Source organism: Methanobrevibacter sp. (assembly GCF_045220775.1).
GTDB lineage: Archaea > Methanobacteriota > Methanobacteria > Methanobacteriales > Methanobacteriaceae > Methanocatella.
Map to the genome: position 1 here is coordinate 1 of NZ_JBGUWC010000062.1, position 13,390 is coordinate 13,390.

Annotated in this window: 7 protein-coding genes; 1 reads left to right on the forward strand and 6 read right to left on the reverse strand. The window is 34.4% G+C overall.

What is annotated here, in order from left to right; all coding sequences use genetic code 11:
• The coding region (locus ACJROP_RS03370; protein ID WP_406534089.1) for a right-handed parallel beta-helix repeat-containing protein at positions 1-6,239 on the reverse strand (6,239 nt) is incomplete at its 3' end.
• A 1,122-nt stretch (positions 6,240-7,361) separates the two neighbouring features.
• On the opposite strand from ACJROP_RS03370, the gene ACJROP_RS03375 reads away from it, so the two are divergent.
• Positions 7,362-7,505 (forward strand): hypothetical protein, encoded by a 144-nt coding sequence (locus ACJROP_RS03375; RefSeq protein ID WP_406534090.1) that lies wholly within the window; start codon positions 7,362-7,364, stop codon positions 7,503-7,505.
• A gap of 1,109 nt (positions 7,506-8,614) precedes the next feature.
• Here the strand turns inward: ACJROP_RS03375 and ACJROP_RS03380 are convergent.
• From ACJROP_RS03380 to ACJROP_RS03400, 5 genes are all read right to left on the reverse strand, one after another.
• Positions 8,615-8,761, reverse strand: a complete 147-nt coding sequence (locus tag ACJROP_RS03380) for a hypothetical protein (RefSeq protein ID WP_406534091.1) — start codon at positions 8,759-8,761, stop codon at positions 8,615-8,617.
• Positions 8,762-9,585: 824 nt separating this feature from the next.
• Positions 9,586-11,250 carry an AMP-binding protein gene (locus ACJROP_RS03385; protein ID WP_406534092.1) on the reverse strand — a complete coding sequence of 555 codons (1,665 nt, stop codon included), beginning with the start codon at positions 11,248-11,250 and terminating at the stop codon, positions 9,586-9,588.
• A 154-nt stretch (positions 11,251-11,404) separates the two neighbouring features.
• Complete coding sequence (locus ACJROP_RS03390; protein ID WP_406534093.1) at positions 11,405-11,977, reverse strand: helix-turn-helix domain-containing protein; 573 nt, start codon at positions 11,975-11,977, stop codon at positions 11,405-11,407.
• A gap of 152 nt (positions 11,978-12,129) precedes the next feature.
• Complete coding sequence (locus ACJROP_RS03395; RefSeq protein ID WP_406534094.1) at positions 12,130-12,777, reverse strand: hypothetical protein; 648 nt, start codon at positions 12,775-12,777, stop codon at positions 12,130-12,132.
• A 4-nt stretch (positions 12,778-12,781) separates the two neighbouring features.
• The gene (locus tag ACJROP_RS03400) at positions 12,782-13,246 is read right to left on the reverse strand and encodes a hypothetical protein (protein ID WP_406534095.1); all 465 of its coding nucleotides are present in this window, start codon (positions 13,244-13,246) and stop codon (positions 12,782-12,784) included.
• Between the last annotated feature and the right edge of the window lie 144 nt (positions 13,247-13,390).

A 13,390-nucleotide genomic window follows, 5' to 3' on the forward strand; every position in this document is an offset into this window, starting at 1 on the left:
TCATTATGTAACTCAACAGTAATATTATCAGGTCTAATACCATCTTGATCGTTAGCATCAACCCAAACCTTAGTAACATTGATTGAAATACGTTTGATAACAGTCACATTTGCAGTATCGTTAGTTTCGTTGGTCTCTTTTGATCTAGCAGTAACATTATTCAGTAAAGTACCATTAGTTAAAGTTCTGAACCAAACAGTGAAAGTGGCATTTTCGCCTTTAGCAAGAATGCCGTAAGTGAAAACATAACTATTTCCAACTCTAGTCCAACCTTTATCTTCAGAATAACCTGCAAAAGTAAACTCGTTTGCATCAAAGATGTCAGTAACATTCACATTATGTAAATCACAGTCTCCAGTGTTGAATACAGTAATATTAAATGCAACAGTATCATTAACATAGATATCACCTGTAATATTTAAACTTACTTTTTCAACAGTCATATTAGGACTGTAAACAGTAACATTAGCGGTATCATTAGTATTATTGGTCTCATTGGACCTAGCAGTAACATTGTTTACCAAAGTACCATTGGTTTTAGCCTTAAACAATATAGTGAAAGTAGAACTTTCCCCAACATGTAATGTAGGATAAGACTCTTTCATCACTCTCTTGACAGTTACATTATCAGCACTTTCATCACCATTTTTAATGTCATAATCAACACTCGGACTCATATTGGTTAAAGTACCATTGACTAACATTTTGAATTTAAGCGGAATTTTTAAAATTTCATTAGAATTCATAGTCAAATTCACAAAAATCTTATCATCCATTTTTACAACAATATTGTCATCAATAGAACCAACATATTCCAATTCACTTGAATTATAAACATCAATAAGAGTAATGTTTTCAATGGTGCACCTACCGCGATTATAAATAGTGATTTCATAAACAATGACATCACCAACACCTAATGTAGCATTGTAAATGAAGGTGTTATTGCTCTTAATCCAAGTTACATTATTGGAATGAGAAATATATTCCAATTCAGTTGAATTAAATAACTCATCAACAGTCACATTATAAAGATTGCAGTCACCAGTATTGTTAACTGTAATATTAAATGCAACAGTATCATTAACAATGACAAAATCAGTGCCGTTTAAACTAATTTTCTCAATAGTCATATTAGGCCTGTAAACAGTAACATTAGCGGTATCATTAGTATCATTGGTCTCATTGGACCTAGCAGTAACATTATTTGGTAAAGTACCATTAGTTAAAGTCCTGAACCAAACAGTGAAAGTACTATTCGCACCTTTAGCAAGAGTGCCATAAGTGAAAACAAAACTATCTCCAACTCTAGTCCAACCTTTATCCTCAGAATAACCAACAAAAGTAAAGTCACCAGCACTAAACACATCAGTAACATTCACATTATGCAAATCACAGTCACCAGTGTTGAATACAGTAATGTTAAACGCAACAGTATCATTAATATAGAGATCATCTGTAATATTTAAACTTACTTTCTTTACAGTCATATTAGGATTGAAACCTATTACCTCAAAATTGGTATAGTTGAAAATTTCAGTATAATAAGTACTTTCTTTGTAGAATGCAGAAACTGTGTAGTTTCCAGAATCTAAAGTACCTTTAATCTTAGTAAGCGGTAAGTCAATAGTTCCGTAGATATCTGTCTTTTCAATAGCATAATATTTCCTTTGTTTACCATTGTCCTCGAAAATATATTCCCCAGTAGTTTCATTATAATAAAACTCTGTAACTTTACCGTCAGGTAAATTGAATGTATATTTATTGTTGGTATTATTGTGTAAAACTACTGTTATCTTACCAGATTCGTTAAATGTGTATTTACCTACATCAGGATTTACAGATTCATAGTCGCATGTTGTTATTTTTCCTGAATCGTTGCAGACATATTTACCAGTATCATCATCAAAGGTATATGTCTTGTTTTTACCGCATTGGGTCACATTTATTTCATTACCATGATTTTCGATTTCATAAAGCGGATGAACGATATAGGTAAATCTATTAATTTCTTCACCGTCTCCTACGTATTCATATTCCCCAGTTTCATCATTATAAACAAAACTTCCATTTCCGTTGTAAAGAACTAAAGTAATAACCTGATTGTTTTCAAAATCATAAAGATATATATCATCAGCATCAGGACTGTCAACAGGAGTAACGTATCTATCTTTTGGGGTTGTTTTATTGATTACTTGTCCATCGACAGTATAAAATGGATAAGTAATATTTTTTACTTGAACATCGCTTTCACCATTCGCATTATGAATAGCATTTGCGATATTGTCTCCTCCTTGATGACTAACACTAATTGTAATATCATCGGTTTGATTGAATCGTGTGTTAGGCTTAGGAGTTAAATTTAATTGATAAGACCAAGCTTGGTTATCAAAGAAATTAGAGTCATGGACTCTGAGTGTTGAATCTTCCACATATATTGCTGAACCGTTAATTGCAGTATTATTGAAGAAATTGGCCTCAAGGTCCACATTATCAGAACCTGATATGTAGAAAGCACCACCAAGACCGTATCCCTCACTAATATTACCAGTAGCAGCATTACTAATAAAAGTGGAGTTTGTGACAATTAAATTTGTAGCCCAATCAACACCTGCAAATCCTCCATTTTGAGCAGTGTTATTATATCCGATAATGTCATCCAAATAGGTATTTTCACCGTCAATATATAATGCTCCACCTGTCCAGTGAGCAGTGTTATTTGAAAAGTTGTTATGAGTAAAATTGGCGTTATTACCATCTGCATAAACTGCTCCACCGATACTGGTTGCATTATTACTTGTAAAATTATTATTGGTGAATTTTGAATCAGATCCGTCTATCGCAATTGCACCACCGAAAACACCTTCATTATCGGTTACATTATTGCCTGAAAATTCACAGCTATTTCCGGAAACATAAATTCCACCACCCCTATTAGCTTCATTAGAAGATATGGTGTTATTTAAGAATTTACATTCATCACCGGAAATATAAATTGCACCACCACCATATCCAGCTTTATTCTCTGTTAAATTAGAGTCTTTAACAGTTACGTTGTTTCCCTGGATATTAAATGAACCACCATAATAATCAGCGGTGTTATTTACAGATGTGACATTCTCGAAAAAGGTATTATTTCCAAGCACATATGCAGCACCACCTTCCTGAGCAGTGTTATTTGAAAGGATTACATCTTTAAGATGACAATCATCACCTTCCACATATAATCCTCCACCACTCATACTAGCAGTATTATTATCAAAAGTACAATTATGAAAAGTTGTGTTGTCACCTCTAACATAAGATGAACCGCCTATTGCTGCGGTGTTATTTACAGAGGTCACATTGTCAAACAATGAATTGTGACCAATTACCCAAATAGCACCACCTGTTTCAGCATTGTTGTTGGAAACATTAGTGTCAACAAAGGTACTGTGGTCACAGAAAATCGCAAGACCACCACCTTCATGAGTAGCGTTGTTGTTATCAAAGGTACAGTTTTCTACATGGGTTATATCCATTTGATAGAAGTCAACAGCCCCTCCTCTGTCGGCAGTGTTGTTGATACAGCTACAATTGGTCATATTCACACTGAATATGTCAAAGATGTGGATTGCTCCACCTTGAGCCCTGTCATCGCTACGATTTCCTTTAGCGGTGTTGTTATAGAATGTTGAATTGATGAATTCAAGATTGAGGCTCATCGCAATTGCTTCTTCAACAGCAACATCCATTGCCCCACCATTACCGTTGACCGCAGTGTTGTTGACAAAAGAGGAATTATAAACATTGAATGCTCCTCTCAATGCACCACCATAAGATCCCAAATTGTTTTCAAATGTGGAATTGGTAATGTTCATCACTGAATTACAACACCATATGGCTCCGGCACCGTGGTCGATATCTTCAGGCCTTTCATCGTTAATTATGACTGAATTGTTAAAGAATGTTGAGTTTATTACCACCCAGTCAAATGCCCTGTAGTTATCGATTGCACCACCACTTACAGTAGCGGTATTGTTAGTAAAATTACAGTTGCTGATGGTACCGTTGTTAGCACCTGGGCTCATGTAGATAGCGCCACCGTGACCGTCGGCATCGCCAACATAAAGGTCACCGCTGGTTCTGTTGTCAACATGATTATCGGTGAAATTACAGTTGTCTATAATGAAGTTATGTCCACCTTCCTCAATAAAAATGCCTCCTCCATTATATGAAGTGCCATTTTTAAAATCACAGTTGGATATTTCAACATTATAGCAGTTTTCTGTAAAATAAATTGCACCACCATTACCTTTGGTTACATCACCTTCCTGATCCATTCCGTATAATGCACGGTTGTCACGGAAGCTTGAATTGGTAATGCTTATGTTATTACAGCCGTTACCGAAGCGAATGGCACCACCATTGTCATTTTCGACACCATTTGTGTAACCATTGATGAATTCAATGTTTGCAAGATTAACGCCACTAATGCCGTTGTTAACATTGAATATTCTTGATTCACCTTCAGCATCCAAAACAGTGCCGTCAGTACCGACAATAGTAATAGGTTTATCTATTACCATTTGATGGTTGAAATCATTTTCATAGGTGATACCTTTTAGAAAGATAATCTGTCCTGGAGATGCAGCATCAATTGCACTTTGAATGCTAGAAAATCCAGTTCCTTCAACTATAATCATACCCAAATTACCTTCTTTTTGGATTAAAGTATCACCATCTTTATAGTATACTTTATAAGTATAACTATCAAGTGGAAGATGACTGTAGTCATATGTAATTTGGCCATTTTCATCTGTAGCATCAGTAATATTGACAACCAAATCACCGTTTGAATCATAAATCTCCAAAGTAACATTTTCATTTACTAAAGGAGTTGAAGATTCACCTGATATGCCTTCAACATTACCATATACGAGATTTGAATAATCTGCAGATAAAGTTGCAGTTAATGATGGATATCCACTATTTACATCCAAACTAGGAGTAACATCAAAGTTACAATCTGTAACACTGGCATCGCCATTGTTATCTACATAAATTTCAGAACCTTTTGTACCAGTGTCGGATTTAAAATCAGAATCACTTATGGTTAATCCTGTTCCAGTGGAATAAATCGCACCTCCACCTCTATTAGTATCAGTAGCGGTATTCCCAGTGAAATTACAATTTTCAATTTCATTATTTGAACCGCTGTTAGAAACAGCACCACCGGCACCGGCCTTGTTTCCTTCAAAATTACTGTTTGTAATTTCTGAATTTGAACCGGTTAATGCGATTGCACCACCTATCAAATGATTAGCAGTGACTGCATTATCAATAAAATTACATCCGTCCACTAAAGAATTGGATCCTCCGAGATATAATGCACCACCATTGCTGTTACTGGCCGTATTGTCAGTGAAATTTGAATTTTTCACCTCGGCAGTTCCAGTAATGTATACTGCACTAGCGGACCCATGATGCCCTGTGAAATCACAGTTTTCTATCTTTGTAGTGCCTGTACTATAGATTGCACCATACATCTGTCCAGTATTACCATTGAAATTACAGTTTGTAATTTCTGAATCTGAACTTAAATAAATGGCTCCACCGTATCCATTATTATATTGAGCTTGGTTATTTGTAAAATTACAATTGTCAATAACTGTATTTGAAGCGGATGCTGAAGTATATATTGCTCCACCATCTGTACTCACACAATTATTAAAATTACAATTGGTAATTGTACAGTCTGAATTTTGAATATTAACAGCAGAACCCTTATCGCCATTATGACCGGTATTGACAAAATTAATATTGGTTAATGTAATACCTGATCCTCTTAATTGGAATATACAACATCCACCACCATTCAAAGTGGAAAAGCTATCATCATTATTTCCACCAGAAATGATTATGTTATCGACATTGACATTGACAACATTATGTTGCCATGATTGCCAATTTGATGTATAAGTTGTATTTCCCAAATAAACTGTATCTCCCGGCTGAACAACACCAGAATTGAATAAATTCTGAATATCCTGAATTGTTGAACCTGCAGGAGTATGTGTAGCAGTTAAAATTTCATTATCATCAGTTGCTTGTAAAGTATCGTCCACACCGCTTTCGGGCAGCGTGAGATCTACGACATCACCACCATTCGTGTCTGTCGTCAATTCGTCTGTCGACGTATCTGTTGCAAAAGCAACCCCCATTAAAGATACGAACAAGAATAATATCAAAATAAACAAAATAGGTTTTCCTATTTTACAATTGATATTATCTCCTCCTATGTATAATACAATTTTTTACTTACACATATAATAAACCAGGTTTATTATACCGACCTAGATATAAAATCTAGATAGTGTAAAAAAATATTCATCATTTTTTGGTTTGCTAAACAAAATATTAATTTATTTTAATCGTTAAAAACAATCAAATGTTTTTTTGAACAAAATGATTGCTATATTTGATTAAATAAAAAATCAGAATATATTCTTACATTTTTACATTAATTACAATTGTATATAAATGTTACAATATCCCTTTAAAAACATATAATTAATAGTAAAAACATGCATTATTTCTATAAATTTAAAAAGTTAAAAAAACAGTTTATCCATGATAAAATAACAAGACAAAGCCAATATTGAAAATAAATAATATAACATTAGTGAGAACTACTAATCATAAAATTATTTTGATGTAAAAAAAATCAATTCAATTCAATGAATAATTTAAGCTTTAACCGATTATTAGCACTTGATTTTTTAAAAACAATTTTGCAACAATTTAACTGATAATGCCCTTTTAAAATCCCAAGATTTTTATCTTTTAAGAAGATATTACACTAACATCAAAAATAAAAATAGGAAAGAAAAAGATATAAAAAAGGCAATAATATCTTATCAAAATTTAAAAAAAGCACCAAAATAAACCCTGTTTTAATTGCCCTAATTTTCATTTGAGTAATATTGACTTAATTGCAGAAAATTTCAATGCCTTAAAAAAATGTTTATTATATGGGAAAAAATTGTGATTGAATAAATAAAAGGAATTTTAACTAGTTAAAAACAAGCAAAGTCCCTATTTTTTATTTTATTCACCCCATCTTCTGACCAAAAAAAAGATCAAAAACGGGACGCATGGCATTCATAAAAATGCTATTGACTACCAGCCACATATTACTTTAAAGGAGTTTCTGGCTCAAGTCCGCAAAAAAGTTAAATTAACTTTATTGCTAACCAAACCATGGCTAATCACTTCACTATATATCTAAAGTAACTGCTTTCCTTTGGCCAAAAATAACATCAAACTTCAGCCTAAAGAATCAAACCGCATCGTAATCCAATAATCTAATATTGCTCGTCTTGATAAAGGTTCCTTTTAGCTACATAGGATTAACCTTTAAAGACTTAGGCGATTGCCCAAACATCACAGCATCACTTGGACAATTCTGGTATGCAAGAATCAGCCAAGCAACTAATTACCGGCCCGGACATCACTACAGCTAACATATCTTCCGATGGACAAATCGAATCTGATCGGCAACAGTAGCGTTATTGACCCAGATATAGACGTTTCAGTGCCATGAATCCTGGAATAGCAATTGCAATATTCATAATTTTGCCCCCATTAATCTTGTCGACATTACTGAAATCCTGCATTTCAGTACTTTCATAAAAACTGCCCTTCTAATGGAGCCGCAGCAATAACTTTCAATCCAGCTGGTAAGTATTCTTACTGCAACAACCACAGCAGAGCATGGGCAATAATTAATGAATGAACTTCCATTGATCCATCACCAATAGCTAAATCGGAGGCATTAACGATTCTGATTGCAAAGTCACAAATGGGATTTGCATCAGTAGCTATGTTGGCTTCGTTGAAGTCAATTTAGGGCTGCGATGTTAGTTAATTTGCCTAAAGTTTTGCTTAAGTAACAAATAGGGAAAAGACCTCTGGATATGGATTAAAATCACCAATTCCATGATTGGCCTTAAAGTTACCGTGTTAACAACAACATTCGGCAATACAAAGCATTATCAGTCTATTAATTGTAAATCAACATCATCCTTAACATCAGCCGGTTGATTAGGATTTTTAACCAAAAGTTTAAAAGCAAAAGTTAATTATCCTCTTTTGGAAAACTCAATGCATATTACATTAGCAATTTTTATCCAAGTTTCATTAGCTAAAGAACAGCATTGTAAACAGATTCATTATCCAACATCAATGGCATTGAGGGTCCAATCTCAGTTTTATTGACATTAAGATAACTTCACCATTCATCAAGGTTGTTAACTGCTTTGTTAGTCCTTGGAGAATAACTAATCAAATGTTAAGTATTCTGTTTTTTCACAATGACGCCTGCAGCGTTATTCCAAGCCCTATTTACTAAAGTCGTATGTTATCAGTGACTCGTAACAGTCACCAGCAACAACATGAAAAATAAAAATCCATAGAAAAAATAGCATAACCTTAACCGCATCCTGAAACATTAAATCTCAACATCAGAAGGACATTCAACAGCCATACTGATGGAACAGACAGATAATCAGAGGATACTCTCGCATCTGCAGTTTAAGATATATTTAAAGTATATCTCATGGAGTGTTATCAATTACAGAATCATTGCCTCCTTTCGGCAATTGTAACCTTGCCACCTAAACAGCATTATCGGAAGTATGACACCATCTTGGTCACTGGCATCATCCCAAACTCCAGAAAACTGACAAAGATAATGCCTGGTCATGAGCGTTCTAATCATGAGTCCGAAACCTCTTTGAGCAATTGCAATGTTGCAATAATAAATGTATAATCGATTCCAGCACTTTCAGGCGACAGATACTGGTGAATATCGCATCATTTAAAGTAGCATAGCCAACAATAAAACAGCAATATAACAAGGTCTGACACTATCTTGGTCTTTGGCATCATCCCCAACTACAGTAACGTCAACTCGGGAAATGCTGAAAGAAATTATTTATCGAAAAACTACCTTTGCCCTCATCAGTAACTGAAAACACATGATAATAAACATCTCTTCACCAATGGCATATGCAATATAAGCATTTTCTTATGAAGAAAATTGCTGAAAGCTCTTTTTTCAATCTGTACCAGAGAAGTTAAATTATCCGTAATGAGGTTTTGACCCATAACCGATACGTGTAAACCCGATTTCCACCATACCCTATTTCAAGGGCGTTCTCTCAGATATGAATAATATTGAAGGCACACTTCAAATGTGAAATAAAACATTACCGAACACAGCCGTAGTTACAGCCTAAATCCAGACGCTAGCATGTCTGGCTAGTAAAACCATTTTTTGTATAGATATTATTTCTCCCATGCAATACAATCTTTTACTTACCCATATAATAAATCTAATTTATCATATGCCCGGAAATTAATCAGGGCCATAAAAAAACCTAATGCCATAGTGAATAAAGCAGAATGTTTACATTTGAATATGGCAATGAGATTTCTTTACATTTAAAGATTTTAAAATAAGATAGTTATATAATTAACTAAAAATGCCCATCTTCCCTATATCAGAGGGAAATTTTCTTAAAAAAAATAAGTAGAGGGAAGCTATAATTCTCCCCTTTCACGCCTTTCTTCTAAAAGCTTAAGGCCAAGTTCGCCTAATTTGTACTTTTGGATTTTACCGCTTGTGGTGAGCGGGAACTCGTCAACAAAGAATACGTATTTAGGAACTTTGTATCTTGCAATGGATCCTATACAGAAATCACGGATATCCTCTTCGGTTACATCATCATATCCTTCTTCCTTAATGATGAATGCACCGACGATTTCACCGTACTTTTCATCCGGAATTCCACCGACCTGAACGTCCTGCACGCATTCATGGGTAAACAGGAATTCTTCGATTTCACGAGGGTAGATGTTTTCACCGCCTCTGATGATCATGTCCTTGATACGGCCTACGATGGAGTAGTATCCGTCTTCGTCAATTGTAGCCAAGTCGCCGGAGTGAAGCCATCCGTCCGGCTCGATTGCTTCTGCGGTCTTTTCAGGCATGTTGTAGTATCCTTTCATGACGTTGAATCCACGGCACATTATCTCGCCGGGAACACCGACGCCAACTTCCTCACCGGTTTCCGGGTCGACAATCTTAACGTCAATGTGCGGGAACTTACGGCCCACAGTATTGATTTTTTTCTCGAATGAATCGGCGGCATTGGTCTGTGTAAAACCAGGACCGGCTTCTGTAAGCCCGTATACGCTGGTAATCTCCTTCATGTTCATCTTTTCGATAGCGTCCTTCATGGTTTCGACTGGACAGGTTGAACCTGCCATGATTCCAGTACGTAAAGAGCTCATGTCGAACATCTCAAACATCGGATGGTTCATCATTCCGATAAACATTGTAGGAACACCGTAGATTGAAGTACATTTCTCCTTTTGAATGGATGAAATAGCTAAAAGAGGGTCATATTCCTCCAAAACCACCATGGTAGAACCGTGGGTTATCACAGCCATTACGCCTAAAACAGTTCCGAAACAATGGAACAGAGGAACTTGAAGTAATAATCTGTCCTTTTCAGTGTAGTTCATGTTTTCGCCGATGTAGTAGCCGTCGTTGAGGATGTTACGTGAAGTAAGCATTACCCCTTTTGGGAAACCTTCGGTTCCGGAGGTATACTGCATATTGATTACATCATATTGTGTAACGGCATCCTTAACCTTCTGATACTCTTCCTCATCATAGTTCATGCCTAAAAGCAATAGCTCATTGGTGTTATACATTCCGCGATGCTTTTCCTGGCCTACGTGGAAAATGTATTTGAGATGCGGGAACTTTTCAGCTACCAGATGGCCTCTTGCACAGGTCTTGAGTTCAGGAACAAGCTCGTTGATAATGTCGAAATAGCTTGTATCCCTGAAGCCGTCTGTCATGGCCAATGCCTTCATGTCGGACTGGCCTAAAACGTATTCCAGCTCATGGGACTGGTAAGCTGTGTTGACTGTCACGATTGCAGCACCTATCTTGGCTGTTGCAAACATGAAGGTAAGCCATTCAGGCACGTTTTTAGCCCATATTCCTACATGGTCTCCCTTTTCAATTCCTAAAGCTAGCATCCCTTTTGCTATATTGTCCACTCTTTCATTAAATTCTTTATATGTAAATCTTAAGTTTCTATCAGGATAAACGATAAATTCATGATCTGGCTGCTTTTCAACCATTTGCTCGAAGAACTTTCCTATCGGAAGTTCTGTAAATAATTCAGACATACTTTCACCTCATAATTTTTTTAATAAAATAACTAACCAAAATACAAATCATTAATGCAAACCCAATTGCAAACCCAATAAATGCAAATTCAAATTATCTGTGTAAAATCTGTCTGTTTTTGGTTTTAAAGTTATTTTACTCATTCTATCAACCTCAGTATGGTGTGTAAAGTACTGCTAATATTTTAGCGCCATCTTCACTGCTTGCGTGGAGGTGGTGTGGTACTGCTGAGTCATAAAAGATTGTGTCACCTACACCTATTGTGAAAGTATCCTTTCCATAAATGACTTCAATTTCACCTTCCAGAACATAGATGAACTCTTCACCTTCATGGGATGACAGTTCCTTTTCGCCTTCTTCATATTTGATGTCAATCATGAAAGGGTCTATGTTTCTGTCTATTTTGCCCGCACCTAAGGAGTGGAATTCCAGATTGGTTGCGTTTGTCACGTCTTCCCTTCCTGAAAAGTAAAGTGAGTTTTCGGTTACGCCGTTTCTTGTAACGACCGGCCCGAGTTCTGGAGTGTCATCTAAAAATGTTCCTAAACGAACGCCTAATGCCCTTGCCATTTTGGTTAACGGAGTAAGTGAAGGAATCACTTCCCCTGCTTCCATAGCTTCAAGGACTTCAAGCTTTACGCCACTTCTCTCGGCGAGATCTTCTATAGACATGTTCTGTCTAGCTCTGATATCTTTAATCTTATTTGCAAAATCTTCGTTTGTCATATTTTTCACACAATTTTTTGAATTTACACTTAAAACAATTTAAGTATTAATAACTATATTTAAAAAGATATTTAAAACTATCCTTAAATAAGAATAATTTAACCAAAATAAAGGATTTTAATTTGAAAATAGTACTAAAATGTTCAATATTTTTAATTAAGAAAATCATCTTTAGATTTGATACTATTAAAAGAGAAATTTTGAACCCTTTTTATCCCATTGAAAAGTCTTTCATCAAATGTTATGAAATCCAGCGGATTATTATTTTTCAAATTGAAATCATGAGCATCCAACACAATTTTTCTATCAGAACTATGGATTTTTAATGACTTCAATTTTTTATCAATTTCTTCATAACTATCATTGTTATTGTTTATTAATGTCAGCATATCTTTCAGTTTTGAATCTCTAAAGAAAGTATTCTCCTTCAGATCTCTTCGGCATATGTCTAATGAATTAGAAATTTCAGCCAGAGTGATGTAGCCATTAAATTCAAGATAATTATTCCAAAATGAATCTAAAAAACCGATAAAATCTTTGTTAAGGTCATCAAATTCCTTTTTAATCAACTTCAAATCATAAAACTCAACACCACCCTTACCCAAGTAATTCTGCAAATAGAAAATCTGATTAGATAATTTTTTATATTTGTCTTTAAAAACATTATCATATTCCTTTTTTACATTATTAGAGTAAAATACTGTTGAATATTCATTGAAAACTATAGCTGAATGCCTGTTCAGATAATCTAAAATAAACACATAACCAATTAAAACATTGGTATCGCAAAATGCATCCATGAAATCACCTCATGAGCAAAGAAGTAATTTCATTCAATGCATCCCTATTATGGAATTTGCTTGGCTCATAGATTTTTGAATAGAAATACTTTTCCTGTTTGATTAAAAATGATTCAAATTCACTGCAATAAGAAATGTAATTTTCATCATTATCCAATTTTAAACTCATTAATTGAAAAAATCTATTAAAAATAGAATTTATGAAATTAGCATGATCAATCAACAATTTTACATCATCAAATAAGTAATATAACATGTCTTTGATATTCAGATAAAAATAAAGTTCCTCTTCAAACCCTTTTTGATTTTCTAGAGATAAAATAAAATTATCTGATGATTTTTTAAAATCCGCAATTTTCAAATCCAATTCATTATAATCTGACATCAATTTTTGGAAAATTTCTTTTAATTTTTTTATAAATTCTTCAAGAGAATTATAAATCAATGATGAGGTTGTACTGTTAATCATATTATTACCACTAAATTTTCAAGCCAATGAAAACATCGTGAATACATATGCAACATTTAAAAATTTTACATTGGCTTTTATACATTTTATTATATTTTCAGAATATATAAATTAACCAGTATCTTTTGACTTCAATTTTTCAAT

Coding starts and splice junctions, on each gene's coding strand:
- ACJROP_RS03395 (WP_406534094.1), bottom strand. CDS start 12,777: ATGGATGCATTTTGCGATACCAATGTTTTAATTGGTTATGTGTTTATT.
- ACJROP_RS03380 (WP_406534091.1), bottom strand. CDS start 8,761: ATGATTAGAACGCTCATGACCAGGCATTATCTTTGTCAGTTTTCTGGA.
- ACJROP_RS03390 (WP_406534093.1), bottom strand. CDS start 11,977: ATGACAAACGAAGATTTTGCAAATAAGATTAAAGATATCAGAGCTAGA.
- ACJROP_RS03400 (WP_406534095.1), bottom strand. CDS start 13,246: ATGATTAACAGTACAACCTCATCATTGATTTATAATTCTCTTGAAGAA.
- ACJROP_RS03385 (WP_406534092.1), bottom strand. CDS start 11,250: ATGTCTGAATTATTTACAGAACTTCCGATAGGAAAGTTCTTCGAGCAA.